Annotated in this window: 13 protein-coding genes and 4 tRNA genes; 1 reads left to right on the forward strand and 16 read right to left on the reverse strand. The window is 52.4% G+C overall.

The features are described from left to right. Positions 1-24 precede the first annotated feature (24 nt). The 13 genes from rpoC to QFI97_RS00250 all read right to left on the reverse strand — a co-directional run bounded on the left by rpoC (position 25) and on the right by QFI97_RS00250 (position 14,222). Complete coding sequence (gene rpoC / locus QFI97_RS00190) at positions 25-4,248, reverse strand: DNA-directed RNA polymerase subunit beta' (protein ID WP_095105642.1); 4,224 nt, start codon at positions 4,246-4,248, stop codon at positions 25-27. A gap of 76 nt (positions 4,249-4,324) precedes the next feature. Next, the gene (gene rpoB, locus QFI97_RS00195; protein WP_041143541.1) at positions 4,325-8,353 is read right to left on the reverse strand and encodes a DNA-directed RNA polymerase subunit beta; all 4,029 of its coding nucleotides are present in this window, start codon (positions 8,351-8,353) and stop codon (positions 4,325-4,327) included. A 320-nt stretch (positions 8,354-8,673) separates the two neighbouring features. Beyond that, positions 8,674-9,039, reverse strand: a complete 366-nt coding sequence (rplL, locus tag QFI97_RS00200) for a 50S ribosomal protein L7/L12 (RefSeq protein ID WP_004118416.1) — start codon at positions 9,037-9,039, stop codon at positions 8,674-8,676. Positions 9,040-9,105: 66 nt separating this feature from the next. Then, positions 9,106-9,603, reverse strand: a complete 498-nt coding sequence (gene rplJ / locus QFI97_RS00205; RefSeq protein WP_045858002.1) for a 50S ribosomal protein L10 — start codon at positions 9,601-9,603, stop codon at positions 9,106-9,108. A 418-nt stretch (positions 9,604-10,021) separates the two neighbouring features. After that, positions 10,022-10,726, reverse strand: a complete 705-nt coding sequence (gene rplA, locus QFI97_RS00210; protein WP_045858000.1) for a 50S ribosomal protein L1 — start codon at positions 10,724-10,726, stop codon at positions 10,022-10,024. 3 nt (positions 10,727-10,729) lie between these two features. Further along, the gene (rplK, locus tag QFI97_RS00215; protein WP_041143538.1) at positions 10,730-11,158 is read right to left on the reverse strand and encodes a 50S ribosomal protein L11; all 429 of its coding nucleotides are present in this window, start codon (positions 11,156-11,158) and stop codon (positions 10,730-10,732) included. Positions 11,159-11,314: 156 nt separating this feature from the next. Then, entirely contained in the window at positions 11,315-11,860 is a 546-nt protein-coding gene (gene nusG / locus QFI97_RS00220; RefSeq protein WP_002438628.1) for a transcription termination/antitermination protein NusG, read from the reverse strand. A gap of 1 nt (position 11,861) precedes the next feature. Next, positions 11,862-12,245 carry a preprotein translocase subunit SecE gene (gene secE / locus QFI97_RS00225; RefSeq protein ID WP_041143536.1) on the reverse strand — a complete coding sequence of 128 codons (384 nt, stop codon included), beginning with the start codon at positions 12,243-12,245 and terminating at the stop codon, positions 11,862-11,864. 229 nt (positions 12,246-12,474) lie between these two features. Continuing rightward, complete coding sequence (gene tuf / locus QFI97_RS00230; RefSeq protein WP_041142972.1) at positions 12,475-13,659, reverse strand: elongation factor Tu; 1,185 nt, start codon at positions 13,657-13,659, stop codon at positions 12,475-12,477. Between the two features lie 116 nt (positions 13,660-13,775). After that, a tRNA-Thr gene (locus QFI97_RS00235) sits at positions 13,776-13,851 on the reverse strand. 5 nt (positions 13,852-13,856) lie between these two features. Continuing rightward, a tRNA-Gly gene (locus QFI97_RS00240) sits at positions 13,857-13,931 on the reverse strand. A gap of 120 nt (positions 13,932-14,051) precedes the next feature. Next, positions 14,052-14,136, reverse strand: a tRNA-Tyr gene (locus QFI97_RS00245). Between the two features lie 10 nt (positions 14,137-14,146). Then, a tRNA-Thr gene (locus QFI97_RS00250) sits at positions 14,147-14,222 on the reverse strand. 512 nt (positions 14,223-14,734) lie between these two features. Here QFI97_RS00250 and coaA point away from each other — a divergent pair. Next, entirely contained in the window at positions 14,735-15,685 is a 951-nt protein-coding gene (coaA, locus tag QFI97_RS00255) for a type I pantothenate kinase (RefSeq protein WP_346430362.1), read from the forward strand. A gap of 26 nt (positions 15,686-15,711) precedes the next feature. Here the strand turns inward: coaA and birA are convergent, their stop codons facing one another. From birA to QFI97_RS00270, 3 genes are all read right to left on the reverse strand, one after another. Further along, positions 15,712-16,674: a bifunctional biotin--[acetyl-CoA-carboxylase] ligase/biotin operon repressor BirA gene (gene birA, locus QFI97_RS00260; RefSeq protein ID WP_346430363.1), complete on the reverse strand. Its 963-nt coding sequence runs from the start codon at positions 16,672-16,674 to the stop codon at positions 15,712-15,714. Continuing rightward, on the reverse strand, positions 16,671-17,699 hold the full coding sequence (gene murB / locus QFI97_RS00265) for a UDP-N-acetylmuramate dehydrogenase (RefSeq protein WP_331833395.1): 1,029 nt from the start codon (positions 17,697-17,699) through the stop codon (positions 16,671-16,673). Before murB ends, birA begins: the two co-directional genes overlap by 4 nt. A gap of 43 nt (positions 17,700-17,742) precedes the next feature. Further along, the coding region (locus QFI97_RS00270; protein WP_346430364.1) for a hypothetical protein at positions 17,743-18,036 on the reverse strand (294 nt) is incomplete at its 5' end.

The following is an 18,036-nucleotide window of genomic DNA, read 5'->3' on the forward strand; positions in this document are numbered from 1 at the left end:
GCTTTTTTAGCACAGCGTCAACGATTAATCGTTGTCTGAACCGCCCAGACCCGCGTTCAGCAGCTCTGCCAGGTTGGCAGAAGCTTCTTCAACGGTGACCTGCGGTGCAGCAGGCTGTTCGCCAGCTGCCTTGCGGCGCATACGATCCTGGTGGTACGCATAGCCGGTACCAGCCGGGATCAGACGACCCACGATGACGTTCTCTTTCAGGCCACGCAGTTCGTCGCGTTTGCCCGCAACGGCTGCTTCGGTCAGGACACGGGTAGTCTCCTGGAACGATGCCGCAGAGATGAACGATTCGGTTGCCAGAGACGCTTTGGTGATACCCAGCAGGTCGCGGGAGTAAGTTGCCGCAACTTTGCCATTCGCTTCCAGATCGCGGTTAGCAATCTTGACGCGGGAGTATTCAACCTGCTCGCCTTCCAGGAAGTCGGAACTACCGGCACTGTCGATGGTCGCTTTACGCAGCATCTGACGAACGATAACTTCAATGTGCTTATCGTTAATCTTAACGCCTTGCAGACGGTAAACGTCCTGTACTTCGTTGGTGATATAACGCGTTACCGCGTGTACGCCACGAAGACGCAGAATGTCGTGCGGCGCTTCCGGACCGTCGGAAACCACATCACCACGTTCTACACGTTCGCCTTCAAACACGTTCAGCTGACGCCATTTCGGAATCATCTCTTCGTATGGATCGCTACCGTCTAACGGAGTGATGACCAGACGACGTTTGCCTTTGGTTTCTTTACCGAAGGAGATGATACCGCTGATTTCTGCCAGGATTGCCGGCTCTTTCGGACGACGCGCTTCGAACAGGTCGGCAACGCGCGGCAGACCACCGGTGATATCCTTGGTACCGCCAGATTCCTGAGGAATACGCGCCAGGGTGTCACCACCGCTGATCTGTACCCCATCTTCCAGCTGGACAATCGCTTTACCCGGCAGGAAGTACTGCGCAGGCATATCGGTGCCAGGGATCAGTACGTCGTTACCGTTAGCATCAACGATTTTCAGCGCCGGACGCAGGTCTTTACCACCCGCTGTACGCTCTGCAGAATCCAGAACCACCAGCGAAGACAGACCGGTCAGCTCGTCGGTCTGACGAGTAATGGTCTGGCCGTCAATCATGTCAGTGAAGCGGATGAAACCACTTACTTCAGTGATAACCGGCATGGTGTGCGGATCCCAGTTTGCAACGGTTTCCCCGCCGGCAACCTGCTCACCATCACCTTTACCCATCACCGCACCGTAAGGAACTTTATAGCTCTCTTTGGTACGACCGAATTCGTCGATCAGCTTCAGTTCGGTGTTACGCGAGGTTACTACCAGCTTACCGGCAGAGTTCACAACCGATTTAGCGTTGCTAAGACGGATGCTACCTTTGTTTTTCACCTGGATGCTGGATTCAGCAGCCGCACGAGATGCCGCACCACCGATGTGGAACGTACGCATCGTCAGCTGTGTACCCGGCTCACCGATGGACTGTGCCGCGATAACGCCGATAGCCTCACCTTTGTTGATGATGTGGCCACGCGCCAGGTCACGACCGTAGCAGTGCGCACATACACCAAAGTCGGTGTCACAGGATACGACGGAACGAACTTTGACGGAGTCAACGGAGTTCTCTTCCAGCAGATCACACCAGTGCTCGTGCAGCAGCGTGTTGCGTGGAACCAGAATATCCGCAGTACCCGGCTTCAGAACGTCTTCAGCGGTCACACGACCCAGTACGCGATCGCGCAGCGGCTCTTTAACATCACCACCCTCGATAACGGGGGTCATGGTGATGCCTTCCAGGGTGCCACAGTCGTCTTCAGTAACCACCAGGTCCTGGGCAACGTCAACCAGACGACGAGTCAGGTAACCGGAGTTCGCTGTTTTCAGTGCGGTATCCGCCAGACCTTTACGCGCACCGTGCGTGGAGATGAAGTACTGGAGTACGTTCAGACCTTCACGGAAGTTCGCGGTGATCGGCGTTTCGATGATGGAGCCATCCGGCTTCGCCATCAGACCACGCATACCAGCCAGCTGACGAATCTGTGCCGCAGAACCACGCGCACCGGAGTCGGCCATCATGTAGATGCTGTTGAAGGAAACCTGCTGCTCTTCGACGCCGTCACGGTTAATAACGGTTTCGGTTTGCAGGTTATCCATCATCGCTTTGGATACACGATCGTTCGCCGCAGCCCAGATATCGATAACTTTGTTGTAGCGTTCGCCAGCGGTAACCAGACCGGACTGGAACTGTTCCTGGATTTCAGCAACTTCAGCTTCCGCTTCGCTGATGATCTCGTGTTTTTTCTCCGGGATGACCATGTCATCAATACCAACGGATGCACCTGAACGCGCTGCGTAAGCAAAGCCGGTATACATCGTCTGGTCCGCAAAAATAACGGTCGGTTTCAGGCCCAGAATACGGTAGCAGGTGTTCAGCATCTTGGAGATCGCTTTCTTACCCAGCGCCTGGTTCACGATAGTGAACGGCAGACCTTTAGGCACGATCATCCACAGAATCGCACGGCCAACGGTCGTGTCCTTCAGGCTGGTTTTCGCTACGAACTGGTCGTTTTCATCTTTTTCGTATTCGGTGATACGCACTTTAACGCGCGCATGCAGAGAGGCCAGGCCAGCGCGATAAATACGCTCAGCTTCTTTCGGGCCAGTCAGCACCATGCCTTCGCCTTTGGCGTTAACACAGTCACGGGTCATGTAGTACAGACCCAGTACAACGTCCTGAGACGGAACGATGATAGGCTCGCCGTTCGCCGGGGACAGGATGTTGTTGGTAGACATCATCAGCGCACGCGCTTCCAGCTGGGCTTCCAGCGTCAGCGGTACGTGAACAGCCATCTGGTCACCATCGAAGTCGGCGTTATATGCCGCACAGACCAGCGGGTGCAGCTGGATAGCTTTACCTTCGATCAGTACCGGCTCAAATGCCTGGATACCCAAACGGTGCAGGGTTGGCGCACGGTTCAGCAGTACCGGGTGTTCGCGGATAACTTCGTCCAGGATATCCCAAACGACGGCTTCTTCGCGCTCAACCATTTTCTTCGCAGCTTTAATGGTGGTAGCAAGACCACGCAGTTCCAGCTTGCCGTAGATGAACGGTTTGAACAGCTCCAGCGCCATTTTCTTCGGCAGACCGCACTGATGCAGACGCAGGTATGGACCTACGGTGATAACAGAACGACCGGAGTAGTCAACGCGTTTACCCAGCAGGTTCTGACGGAAACGACCCTGTTTACCTTTGATCATATCGGCCAAAGATTTCAGAGGACGTTTGTTCGAACCGGTGATAGCACGACCGCGACGACCGTTATCCAGCAGGGCGTCAACCGCTTCCTGCAGCATACGTTTTTCGTTGCGTACGATGATATCCGGCGCAGCCAGATCCAGCAGACGTTTCAGACGGTTGTTACGGTTAATGACGCGACGATACAGATCGTTCAGGTCAGAAGTCGCGAAACGACCACCATCCAGCGGAACCAGCGGACGCAGATCTGGCGGCAGAACCGGCAGAACGGTCAGGATCATCCACTCCGGCTTGTTGCCAGACTGAACGAAAGCTTCCAGCAGCTTGATACGCTTGGTCAGCTTTTTACGCTTGGTTTCGGAGTTGGTTTCGTTCAGCTCTTCACGCAGCTGTTCGCATTCCTGCTCCAGATCCATGCTCTTCAGCAGGGCCTGAATAGCTTCGGCGCCCATCTTCGCGTCGAACTCGTCGCCGAACTCTTCCAGCGCGTCCAGATACTGCTCTTCAGTCAGGATCTGGTTACGTTCGAGGTTCGTCATCCCGCCTTCGATAACCACATAGGATTCGAAGTACAGAACGCGTTCGATATCACGCAGCGGCATATCCAGCAGCAGGCCGATACGGGACGGCAGCGACTTCAGGAACCAAATGTGGGCGGTCGGAGACGCCAGCTCGATGTGGCCCATGCGCTCACGACGCACTTTAGTCTGGGTCACTTCAACGCCGCACTTCTCACAGATCACACCACGGTGTTTCAGGCGCTTGTACTTACCGCACAGGCACTCGTAGTCTTTTACTGGCCCGAAAATACGCGCACAGAAAAGGCCGTCACGTTCTGGTTTGAACGTACGGTAGTTGATGGTTTCCGGCTTTTTAACTTCACCGAAAGACCATGAACGGATCATGTCTGGCGAGGCCAGAGCAATTTTGATCGCATCAAACTCTTCGGTTTTAGTCTGCGCTTTCAGAAACTTTAATAAATCTTTCACGGATTTGCTCCCGTCGGAGTTAGCACAATCTGGCGCCGGGTATAACCCCGGCACCAGTGACCTGTTTGAGCGAGAGTTACTCGTCTTCCAGTTCGATGTTGATGCCCAGCGAGCGAATCTCTTTCAACAGTACGTTGAAGGATTCCGGCATGCCCGGTTCCATCTGATGGTTGCCGTCCACGATGTTTTTATACATCTTGGTACGACCGTTGACGTCATCAGACTTGACGGTAAGCATTTCCTGCAGGGTGTATGCCGCGCCGTAAGCTTCCAGCGCCCATACTTCCATCTCACCGAAGCGCTGACCACCGAACTGAGCCTTACCACCCAGCGGCTGCTGAGTAACCAGGCTGTAAGAACCGGTAGAACGCGCATGCATCTTGTCATCAACCAGGTGGTTCAGCTTCAGCATGTACATATAGCCGACGGTAACCTGGCGCTCGAACTGCTCGCCGGTACGACCGTCGAACAGGGTAATCTGACCGGAAGTCGGCAGGCCACCCAGCTGTAACAGTTCCTTGATTTCAGACTCTTTCGCACCGTCGAATACCGGCGTTGCGATCGGCATACCTTTTTTCAGGTTTTCAGCAAGACGCAGAACTTCATCATCGGTGAAGGTATTCAGATCGACCTTCTGACGAACATCTGTACCCAGATCGTACGCTTTCTGGATGAATTCGCGCAGTTTGGCGACTTCCTGCTGCTGTTTCAGCATGGCGTTGATTTTCTCGCCGATGCCTTTCGCAGCCATACCCAGGTGGGTTTCCAGAATCTGACCGATGTTCATACGAGACGGTACGCCCAGCGGGTTCAGTACGATGTCTACCGGCGTGCCGTTTTCATCGTAAGGCATATCTTCGATCGGGTTGATCTTAGAGATAACACCCTTGTTACCGTGACGACCTGCCATTTTATCACCCGGCTGAATCTGACGTTTAACGGCCAGATACACTTTAACAATCTTCAGCACGCCAGGTGCCAGATCGTCGCCTTGGGTAATTTTACGGCGTTTCGCTTCGAGTTTTTTCTCGAACTCGTGTTTCAGTTCGTCGTACTGCTCAGCCAGCTGCTCCAGCTGATTTTGTTTCTCTTCGTCGGCCAGGCCCAGTTCCAGCCAGCGGTCGCGCGGCAGCTTGTCAAGCTTCTCAGCTTCAACACCACCGGAGACCAGCACCGCGTAGATACGACCAAACAGGCCAGCTTCGAAGATCTGCAGTTCTTCAGACAGGTCTTTTTTCGCCTGCTTCAGCTGCATTTCTTCGATTTCCAGCGCACGTTTGTCTTTCTCAACGCCGTCGCGGGTAAAGACCTGAACGTCGATAACGGTACCAGATACGCCGTTCGGTACGCGCAGAGAAGAGTCTTTAACGTCAGACGCTTTCTCACCGAAGATCGCACGCAGCAGTTTCTCTTCTGGAGTCAGCTGGGTTTCACCTTTCGGCGTTACCTTACCAACCAGAATGTCGCCGCCGGTCACTTCCGCACCGATATAAACGATACCGGATTCGTCCAGTTTAGAGAGCGCAGCTTCACCCACGTTCGGGATATCAGCGGTAATCTCTTCCGGCCCCAGTTTGGTGTCACGGGACACGCACGCCAGTTCCTGGATGTGAATCGTGGTGAAACGATCTTCCTGAACCACACGCTCGGAGACGAGGATGGAGTCTTCGAAGTTGTAGCCGTTCCACGGCATGAACGCTACGCGCATGTTCTGACCGAGAGCCAGTTCACCAAGGTCGGTGGACGGACCGTCTGCCAGCACGTCGCCGCGCTCAATTGGCTCACCCAGGGACACGCAAGGCATCTGGTTGATGCAGGTGTTCTGGTTAGAACGGGTGTACTTGGTCAGGTTATAGATGTCGATGCCGGCTTCGCCCGGGTACATCTCATCATCGTTAACTTTGATAACGATACGGGATGCATCCACGTACTGAACGGTACCGCCACGTTTAGCAACCGCAGTAACACCGGAGTCAACGGCAACAGCACGTTCCATACCGGTACCAACCAGCGGCTTATCAGCGCGCAGAGTCGGAACCGCCTGACGTTGCATGTTCGCACCCATCAATGCACGGTTGGCGTCATCGTGTTCCAGGAACGGGATCAGGGACGCACCGACGGAAACCACCTGCTGGGTGGATACGTCCATGTAGTCAACCTGGTCGCGGCTGAACAAGCTGGATTCGCCTTTACTACGGCACGTTACCAGGTCTTCTTCAAAGTGGCCTTCGTCATCCAGGTTGGAGTTCGCCTGAGCGATGACGTAGTTACCTTCTTCGATAGCAGAGAGGTAATGAATTTCGTCGGTTACAACGCCGTCAGTCACTTTACGATACGGAGTCTCAAGGAAGCCGTATTCGTTAGTCTGTGCATACACAGACAGGGAGTTGATCAGACCGATGTTCGGGCCTTCAGGCGTTTCGATTGGACATACGCGACCGTAGTGAGTCGGGTGTACGTCTCGAACTTCAAAGCCTGCGCGCTCGCGGGTCAGACCGCCTGGGCCGAGGGCAGAGATACGACGTTTGTGCGTAATCTCGGACAGCGGGTTGTTCTGGTCCATAAACTGAGACAGCTGGCTGGAACCAAAGAACTCTTTCACTGCTGCGGAAATCGGCTTGGCGTTGATCATATCCTGAGGCATCAGGGTATCCAGATCGCCCAGGGACAGACGCTCTTTAACCGCACGCTCTACGCGAACCAGGCCAACGCGGAACTGGTTTTCCGCCATTTCGCCAACGGAACGGATACGACGGTTGCCGAGGTGGTCGATATCATCGACTTCGCCAATACCGTTACGGATACCGATGAGCTTCTTCATCACCTGAATGATGTCGTCTTTGCTCAGGATACCGGAACCTTCGATTTCGTCACGCAGCAGAGAACGGTTGAACTTCATACGACCAACCGCGGACAGATCGTAGCGATCTTCGGAGAAGAACAGGTTCTCAAACAGGTTTTCAGCTGCTTCACGAGTCGGCGGCTCACCCGGGCGCATCATGCGGTAGATTTCTACCAGCGCGCTCAGACGATCGTTGGTCGGGTCGACGCGTACGGTTTCAGACATGTACGCACCGTGATCGAGATCGTTGGTGAACAGAGTTTCGATGCGCTTATGACCGGACTGGCTCAGTTTCGCCAGCAGATCAAGGCTCAGCTCCATGTTCGCCGGGCAGATCAGTTCGCCGGTCGCCGTATCGACATAGTCTTTAGCAGCAACTTTACCCGCGATGTACTCAACCGGAACTTCGATAAGCTTAATATCGTCTTTTTCCAGCTGGCGGATATGGCGAGCGGTAATACGACGGGCTTTCTCGACGTAGATCTTACCGTTAGCTTCGATGTCGAAGGACGCAGTTTCACCACGCAGACGCTCCGGAATCAGCTCCATCTGCAGCTTGTTGTCGCGAATTTCAAAGACCACTTTTTCGAAGAACAGGTCAAGGATCTGCTCAGTGGTATAATTCAGCGCGCGCAGGATGATAGTTGCCGGCAGCTTACGACGACGGTCGATACGGACAAACAGGTTGTCTTTCGGATCGAACTCGAAGTCCAGCCAGGAACCGCGGTAAGGGATGATACGTGCGTTATACAGGACCTTACCGGAAGAGTGAGTCTTACCTTTGTCACTGTCAAAGAAGACGCCCGGGCTACGGTGCAGCTGAGAAACGATAACACGCTCAGTACCGTTGATAACAAAGGTACCGTTGTCGGTCATGAGCGGAATTTCGCCCATGTAGACTTCCTGTTCTTTGATGTCTTTAACGGTGCCTTCCGGCGCTTCACGCTCGTAGATCACCAGACGCAGTTTTACGCGCAGCGGTGCCGAATAGGTCACGCCACGGATCTGACATTCTTTAACATCAAATACAGGTTCGCCCAGACGGTAGCTGACGTATTGCAGCTCGGAATTACCGCTGTAGCTTTTAATCGGGAACACGGAACGGAAGGCTGCTTCCAGACCATATTGCCCTTCAGGATCTTGCTCGATAAACTTCTGGAACGAATCAAGCTGGATAGAAAGGAGATAAGGTATGTCCAGAACTTGTGGACGTTTACCAAAATCCTTACGAATACGTTTTTTCTCGGTATAGGAGTAAACCATAGGGTTCCTCAGCTCGCTGACAAGTCGACCCGTCTGCCTCAAAAAGGCAGTTTTTTATGCAACACTATTTTGTGGACCGGAAAATGGAACACTTTCCGCAATACCTGTTGCTATCACGCTTAAACCATTTCGTCGCGATTTACACAGAGCGAGCACCCTGTCGCAGTATATTAAGTCGTCGATAGAAACATGCATTGTCAGGACAACCAGCAGTCAAACAGTGTGAAATGCTACTGGCGCCTTACAGCGCAAAAAGGCTGGTGACTAAATAGTCACCAGCCATCAGCCTGATTACTCAGGCTGCAACCGGAAAGGTTGGCTTATTTGACTTCAACTTCAGCGCCAGCTTCTTCCAGAGATTTTTTCAGTGCTTCTGCGTCATCTTTGCTGATGCCTTCTTTCAGGGCAGCAGGTGCAGATTCTACCAGGTCTTTAGCTTCTTTCAGACCCAGGCCAGTTGCGCTACGTACTGCTTTGATTACAGCAACTTTGTTAGCGCCAGCAGCTTTCAGAATTACGTCGAATTCAGTTTTTTCTTCAGCAGCTTCAGCCGGGCCAGCAGCTACAGCTACAGCAGCAGCAGCGGAAACACCGAATTTTTCTTCCATTGCAGAGATCAGCTCAACAACGTCCATTACGGACATAGCGGATACTGCTTCAATGATTTGATCTTTAGTGATAGACATTTAAATTGTTCCTGAATATCAGAATAAGTTTATACGTAAGCGAGTGCTTTATAAAGACAACTGCGATTAAGCAGCTTCTTTCGCATCGCGTACAGCAGCCAGAGTGCGAACCAGTTTGCCAGCCGAAGCTTCTTTCATGGTTGCCATCAGGCGTGCAATTGCTTCGTCGTAGGTCGGCAGAGTTGCCAGGCGGTCGATTTGCGACGCCGGGATCAGCTCGCCTTCAAAGGCTGCGGCTTTAACCTCGAATTTTGCATTCGCTTTCGCGAACTCTTTGAACAGACGAGCGGCAGCGCCCGGGTGTTCCATAGAGTATGCAATCAGGGTCGGACCAACAAACGTGTCTTTCAGGCACTCGAACTGAGTACCTTCAACGACGCGGCGCAGCAGGGTGTTGCGGACAACACGCATGTAAACGCCAGCTTCACGACCTGCTTTACGCAGTTCAGTCATTTTATCTACAGTAACGCCACGGGAATCCGCAACTACTGCAGACAGCGCGCCTTTGGCTACTTCGCTGACTTCAGCAACAATCGCTTGTTTGTCTTGAAGATTTAAAGCCATTAGCTTTGCTCCTGGATGTTTGCCAGAGCTCATGCTCTGGGAACTCACTTCACTCTACTCAACGAATAGAGCGTCTTAATACGGTGAGCAGAAACAAGCCAGAGTATCCAAAAATAATCTTAGCGTTCTGTCACCGTCTACGCAGGGCATTAAGTTTCTTGCGAAACACCTGCGGTCTTCGACGGAGGCCTGGATAGGCCAGGCTCCAACGAACAAATTCTTTCTATGTCTTCGTTCTTCGAACCACAGCTGCGTTAGCTGCTTTCGCTCACACAGGTCACGTAGTCAACTACGCTCCCGGCGATTCACTCAATTGCCGCCTTGCTGCAATTCGAATAACTCGCATAGTCTCTGTTTATTCCAACAGAATCGTGGGGGTAGAATTGTAGACAAATCCACCGCCCACGTAAAGCTAATCTTAGTTCGCAGAAGCGCTCAGACCAGCTTGATCAACGGCAACGCCAGCACCCATGGTGGTGGAGAGGCTAACTTTCTTGATGAAAACGCCTTTCGCCTGAGTCGGTTTTGCTTTTTTCAGCGCAACCAGCAGGGCTTCCAGGTTTTCTTTCAGTTTGTCAGCGTCAAAGTCCACTTTACCGATGGTGGTGTGAATAATGCCGTTTTTGTCGTTACGATAGCGAACCTGACCTGCTTTAGCGTTCTTAACAGCTTCAGCAACGTTCGGAGTAACGGTACCCACTTTCGGGTTTGGCATCAGGCCACGCGGACCCAGAACCTGGCCCAGCTGACCAACAACGCGCATTGCATCCGGGGAAGCAATAACAACGTCGAAGTTCATTTCGCCTTTTTTGATCTGGTCTGCCAGATCTTCCATACCTACCAGCTCGGCGCCTGCAGCTTTAGCAGCTTCAGCGTTCGGGCCCTGGGCAAATACGGCTACGCGAACGGAACGGCCAGTACCGTGCGGCAGTACGGTTGCGCCACGGACGTTCTGGTCAGATTTACGAGCGTCGATGCCGAGGTTAACAGCAACGTCTACGCTTTCGGTAAATTTAGCGGTGGCCAGCTCTTTCAGCAGAGCAATAGCTTCGTTGATGTCGTACTGTTTAGTCACATCAACTTTGTCACGGATCACGCGCATACGCTTGGTCAGTTTAGCCATTTCTTAATCCTCTACTACCAGGCCCATGGAACGTGCAGTACCTTCAATGGAGCGAGTCATCGCTTCAATGTCAGAACCAGTCATGTCGGCAGCTTTGGTCTGCGCGATTTCCTGCAGCTGAGCGCGGGAAATTTTACCTACTTTATCTTTGTTCGGCTTACCGGAACCAGACTTGATGCCTGCAGCTTTCTTCAGCAGAACGGCAGCCGGCGGGGTCTTGGTAACAAAGGTAAAGGAACGGTCAGCGTAAACGGTAATAACAACCGGAGTCGGCAGACCTTTTTCCAGGGATTCTGTTTTGGCGTTGAACGCTTTACAGAATTCCATGATGTTCACACCCTGCTGACCCAGTGCTGGACCAACCGGCGGGCTCGGGTTTGCCATACCAGCTGCAACCTGCAGCTTGACGTAGGCTTGTACTTTCTTAGCCATTTAAATTTCCTCGTTTGGGTATAACGCCTTTAGAAAAGGCTCCCCGTTATCAATATCGTCTTACGGACACGCGGCCCATAAAAACAAAAGGCGCGAAATTGTATGTCAATTTCGCGCCTCATGCAACGATTAAATCGCTGCTTTTTTGATCGTCGCTTAGGCTTTTTCTACCTGAGCAAAGTCCAGCTCGACCGGGGTCGCACGGCCAAAGATCGAAACAGAAACCTTCAGGCGGGACTTCTCGTAGTCAACTTCTTCAACAACGCCGTTGAAGTCAGCAAACGGACCATCGCTGACGCGAACCATTTCGCCCGGCTCGAACAGCGTTTTAGGACGCGGCTTATCGCCAACCTGCTGAAGACGGTTCATGATCGCGTCAACTTCTTTGTCGCTGATCGGCGCAGGACGGTCGGATGTACCGCCGATAAAGCCCATTACGCGCGGTACGCTGCGCACCAGGTGCCAGCTTGCGTCGTTCATCACCATCTGGACCAGAACGTAACCCGGGAAGAATTTGCGCTCGCTCTTGCGGCGCTGGCCACCACGGATTTCGACCACTTCTTCGGTCGGTACCATGACTTCGCCAAACAACTCTTCCATATTGTGCAATTTGATATGTTCACGCAACGAGGTAGCTACGCGACCTTCAAAACCGGAAAACGCCTGAACGACGTACCAACGTTTTTTAGGAGCTTCAGACATCTCAGAACCTCAGGCCAGTGATAAAGGATACCAGGCGAACCAGAATACCATCCAGTCCCCACAGGATCAGTGACATTACCGCAGTTACCGCGGCAACAATCAGCGTGGTGTGCAACGTTTCCTGGCGAGTTGGCCAGATTACCTTGCGGACTTCGGTTCTCGCTTCACGGGCGAAAGCTACGGTCGCCTTACCTTTTGTGGTTAACAGCGCGACGCCACCGGCAGCAGCGATCAGAATCACCACGGCCAGCGCACGCACCGCCAGCATAATGTCACGATAAAGGAAGTTGCCTACGATGGCCACAATCAGCAGCACGGCAACGATCGTCCACTTCATCGCTTCCAGGCCGCGCCCGCTCCCTTGAGCTTCGGTATTCGCACTCATAAACCAACCTGTCACAAGAATTCAGACAAATAATTTTGCCCCGCGAGAGCGAGGCAACCAAACCGAAATGCTCTGCTGCGTTTCGGATTTAACGCCCTCTACAGAGCCTGTCTCAGCAATGATTATGACAAAAAAAATCACTGATGAGCCAGGTTCTGGTTCGAAAGCGTGCAAAAAGGGCATCAAATGATGCCCTTTTATTGCGCATTGCGTCAAATGTTATCAGCGATTAGCTGAGAACTTTAGCAACAACGCCCGCGCCAACGGTACGACCGCCTTCACGGATTGCGAAACGCAGACCGTCGTCCATCGCGATCGGGTGGATCAGGGTAACAACCATTTTGATGTTGTCGCCCGGCATTACCATCTCTACGCCTTCCGGCAGTTCGATGGTGCCAGTCACGTCAGTTGTACGGAAGTAGAACTGCGGACGGTAGCCTTTGAAGAACGGAGTATGACGGCCGCCTTCATCTTTGGACAGGATGTACACTTCAGATTCGAATTTGGTGTGCGGCTTGATAGAACCCGGCTTAGCCAGTACCTGACCACGTTCGATTTCTTCACGTTTGATACCACGCAGCAGAACGCCGACGTTCTCACCAGCACGGCCTTCGTCCAGCAGTTTGCGGAACATTTCAACGCCGGTACAGGTAGACTTAGCAGTGTCTTTGATACCAACGATTTCAACTTCTTCGCCAACTTTAACGATACCGCGCTCTACACGACCGGTAACAACGGTACCACGGCCGGAGATGGAGAATACGTCTTCGATCGGCAGCAGGAACGGCTTGTCGATAGCACGTTCTGGTTCCGGGATGTAAGAATCCAGGTAGCCAGCCAGTTCAACGATCTTAGCTTCCCACTCTGCATCGCCTTCCAGCGCTTTCAGAGCAGAACCGCGGATGATCGGAGTGTCGTCGCCCGGGAAATCGTACTGAGACAGCAGTTCACGAACTTCCATCTCTACCAGTTCCAGCAGCTCTTCGTCATCAACCATGTCGCATTTGTTCAGGAACACGATGATGTACGGAACGCCTACCTGACGACCCAGCAGGATGTGCTCACGAGTCTGCGGCATCGGGCCGTCAGTCGCAGCAACAACCAGGATCGCGCCATCCATCTGAGCAGCACCGGTGATCATGTTTTTAACATAGTCGGCGTGGCCCGGGCAGTCTACGTGCGCGTAGTGGCGAGTCGGGGTGTCATATTCAACGTGGGAAGTGTTGATGGTGATACCACGAGCTTTTTCTTCCGGTGCGTTATCGATCTGGTCGAATGCGCGCGCAGAACCACCGTAGGTTTTAGCCAGAACGGTAGTGATTGCAGCAGTCAGCGTTGTTTTACCATGGTCAACGTGGCCGATAGTACCGACGTTAACGTGCGGTTTTGTACGTTCAAACTTTTCTTTAGACATCGATTGTCCCTCTAAGACACGGATAAATCGGTGATATCACCACATCAACCAGGCAACATGCCCGACTTGTTGAATGCAATAAAATAGAGAGAAACAGGGAAGGAGAGATAAAGAAGTGGTGCTGATACCCAGAGTCGAACTGGGGACCTCACCCTTACCAAGGGTGCGCTCTACCAACTGAGCCATATCAGCACGTCTGGAGCGGGCAGCGGGAATCGAACCCGCATCATCAGCTTGGAAGGCTGAGGTAATAGCCATTATACGATGCCCGCATCCTGAAACTCGGCTACCCAGTTCTTTCTATAACAAAAAAAAGAGAGTTATCTCTTTTCTTTGTTTGAGCTGATTAGCTTAACCAATCAGCTCTGGCTTCGCAAAGCGTTGCCGAAAGATGGTGGTGGGGGAAGGATTCGAACCTTCGAAGTCGATGACGGCAGATTTACAGTCTGCTCCCTTTGGCCGCTCGGGAACCCCACCAGGCACTTGATGGTGCCGACTACCGGAATCGAACTGGTGACCTACTGATTACAAGTCAGTTGCTCTACCTACTGAGCTAAGTCGGCATCAAGTAGCGCGCATTTTAGGGAGACCTGCGAATTCATGCAACTAAAAAATTGCATAAATCGTTCTATCGCTCATATTTTGCTCTCAAACACGAAAAAGCGGTGTAATTTCAATCGCCGAAGAACAAAAAACCACCATTCCGCTCGCAATATTTCCATTTAAAGCCCGCGGCGTATGGGCAAGGATAGCCTTTTGGTACGGCGGCATAACTGGTGCTCGCCCCCGATATGGCAAAGTCTCTGCTATATAATATGGATAGCTGATTGTCCTGACCGCCCCGTCGACTGCACTATCAGCGTTTACTGTCCGCTGCCGTTTGCGCCCACATCAGCTTTGACGACCTTTATTCACAAATTTCACTCTTGTGATGTTGGCGTGAGAAAGCATCATTCGATGCGTTTTTTTCTTATTATTCCCTGCAATCTGGTGTTACCCTCCTGCCCATTGTCCTGATTAACTTATGTGAAGCATCTCCGCCCGTCTTTAATTTGGCGATGGTAAGAAAATGCTTATGAGCAAAAAAGAGCAAACGTTAATGACACCGTATCTACAATTTAACCGCAACCAATGGGCTGCACTTCGTGATTCCGTTCCGATGACGCTAACAGAGGAAGAAATCACGCGGTTAAAAGGCATCAACGAAGATCTTTCGCTGGAAGAAGTCGCAGAGATTTATTTGCCGCTGTCGCGTTTGCTTAATTTCTATATCAGTTCCAACCTGCGTCGCCAGGCCGTGCTGGAACAGTTTCTTGGTACCAACGGTCAGCGTATTCCGTATATCATCAGCATCGCCGGAAGCGTCGCGGTAGGTAAAAGCACAACCGCGCGCGTGCTGCAGGCGCTCCTTAGCCGCTGGCCGGAGCATCGGCATGTTGAATTAATCACCACCGATGGCTTCCTGCATCCTAATGCCGTGTTGAAAGAGCGCGGTCTGATGAAGAAGAAGGGCTTCCCGCAATCTTATGATATGCACCGTCTGGTCAAGTTCGTCTCCGATCTGAAATCAGGTATCGCCAACGCTAAGGCCCCGGTCTATTCACATCTTATTTATGATGTTATTCCGGATGGCGATAAGACGGTTTCCCAGCCGGACATTTTAATTCTTGAAGGATTAAATGTTTTACAAAGTGGGATGGATTACCCGCACGACCCGCATCATGTATTTGTTTCCGACTTCGTTGATTTTTCTATATATGTTGATGCGCCGGAAAAACTGCTGCAGAGCTGGTATATCAATCGTTTTCTGAAATTCCGTGAAGGCGCATTTACCGATCCCGATTCTTATTTCCATAATTATGCAAGACTCTCTAAAGATGAGGCTACCAATATAGCCACCTCATTGTGGAATGAGATTAACCTTCTGAATCTTAAAGAAAACATTCTACCAACTCGTGAAAGAGCAAGTCTGATAATGACCAAGAGCGCAAACCATTCTGTCGACCAGGTTCGCTTGCGGAAATAAAAAAGGGAGCCTCGGCTCCCTGTTATTTATTCGGCGCTACGTAGCGATATCTCACCGCCCACCCAAGGTTTAATCACCCCATCTTGCTCAAGTAATAATGCTCCTTGAGTGTCGATACCGCGGGAAATCCCAAAGATTTCTTTGTCTCCGATAATAAGCTTAACCGGGCGGTTGAGGAAATTATCTAATTTTTCCCAGCGCGACAGATAAGGAGCCAACCCTTCCTGTTCAAAGAGCTGCAGGCCCGCTCGTAGCTCTTTAATCAGCCGCGCCGCCAGGGCATTGCGGTCGATAGAGACTCCGGCTTCCTGCAGGCTAATCCAGCCCTGATTGACGACATCAGACTCCACGCGTCGCATCGCCAGATTGATCCCTGCACCGCTCACTATCTGCGCCGCATCGCCCGTTTTTCCCGTCATTTCCACGAGGATGCCGGACAGCTTCCGGTCCTCAAGGTACAGATCGTTTGGCCACTTCACTCGCACCTTATCGGCGCCGAGGCTCTGAAGTACCTCAGCGATAACAATCCCAATCACCAGGCTCAGTCCTACCGCCGCGGCAGGTCCCTGCTCCAGTCGCCAGTATATGGAAAGATAGAGATTCGCGCCGAATGGCGAAAACCACTTACGGCCTCGACGGCCGCGTCCAGCCTGTTGATACTCCGCAACGCATGCATCGCCAGACTGTAGCTCGTTAAGCCGGTCCAATAAATACTGGTTTGTAGAATCAATGACCGGCAGCACGGTGACGCGGCCATGTTCGATCTGCCCGGCAATCTGCTCTTCATTTAATAACTGGATCGGTTCCGGTAGGCTGTAGCCTTTGCCTGGAACGGTAAAGACATCAACTCCCCAGTCACGCAGCGTCTGAATATGCTTATTGATCGCTGCCCGGCTCATCCCCAGACGCTCACCGAGCTGCTCCCCAGAATGAAACTCTCCGTCAGCCAGAATGGATATCAGGGTCAGGGGAATGGTGTTGTCCCTCATGCAATCGCCTCCTCAGCGTTAACTTCACCGGTTGCGCCAATAAAGCGGACTTCGGGCTGCAGCCAGACGTTGAACATCTCGCCAACCCGCTGGCGGACGTAGTGAGCAAGATCGATCACATCATCGCTGGTTGCATGATGGTCATTGATTAATACCAGCGCCTGCTGGCGATGTACTGCCGCACCACCGATGGTTTTCCCTTTGAGCTGGCATTGATCGATAAGCCATCCAGCGGCCAGCTTGATGCTGCCATCCGCCTGTGGGTAGTGCGGTGCATTTGGGAAAGCGCCCAGCAGTTCCTGCCCTTTCTCTGCGCTAATTACCGGGTTTTTAAAAAAGCTGCCGGCGTTACCATTGACCTTCGGATCGGGAAGTTTGGTCATCCGCATATGGCAAACAGCATCAAATACCTGTCGAGGCGTCACGGTGTTTGGGTCAAGACGGACTAAATCGCCATAAGTCAGCACCGGCTGCCAGACTTTAGGCAATCTGAGGCCAACGGCTACAATGGCATAGCGATCCTGATACTCATGTTTGAAGATACTATCCCGGTAGCCAAAACGGCACTCGTTGGCCGAAAGTCGTTGCTTATGCCCGGTTGCCAGCTCAATACAGTCGACATACTGGCAGACACGCTGCAGCTCCACGCCGTAAGCACCAATATTTTGGATGGGGGAAGAGCCGGCGCAGCCAGGGATCAAGGCGAGGTTTTCCAGGCCCGGCATTTCCTTATCTAACGTAAACTGCACCAGATGATGCCAGTTCTCCCCTGCCCCAACGTGTAGATGCCAGGCCTCAGGCGTTTCTGTGACCTCAATCCCCAGGATGCGGTTGATAATGACCGTACCAGAATAATCCTTTAGAAAGAGCACGTTGCTTCCTTCCCCGAGGATTAAGACCGGCTGTTCTTCTGCGGTGGCATCTTGCCAGGCAGACAGTAGCTGTAGTTCATTTTCGGCGCGCACAATTGCTTTGGCGCTACGATCGATGCCAAAGGTATTCCAGGGTTTAAGGGAGTGATTCATAGTGGCTTCCTGATGCAAAATCTGCACTAGTTTACCGTATATGTCAGGGGAAGGCTTGTTTGGTTTGATTGCTGGTCAGCGGATATTCCCGGATCGCGGCGCGTAGCGCTGCGGTACACCGTTTTTCCTGAACCGCAGATAACAAAAAACCCCATTGCCTGCGCATGAGGTTTCTTCGTCTGTCTGATGCCTGGCCGTTGTATGCCGGGACTCCTGCCCGCCACCCTCCGGGCTGCACGGCGTGCTGTGCAAATTCGTTCCCGACGAATTTGTCCTCCTCAGGAGTGCGCTTACCGACAAACAACAGACAAAACAAAAGGCCCAGTCTTTCGACTGA

Origin of the sequence: Klebsiella scottii (assembly GCF_036561945.1) — a bacterium.
In the GTDB taxonomy this organism is placed as follows: Bacteria; Pseudomonadota; Gammaproteobacteria; order Enterobacterales; family Enterobacteriaceae; genus Klebsiella; species Klebsiella scottii.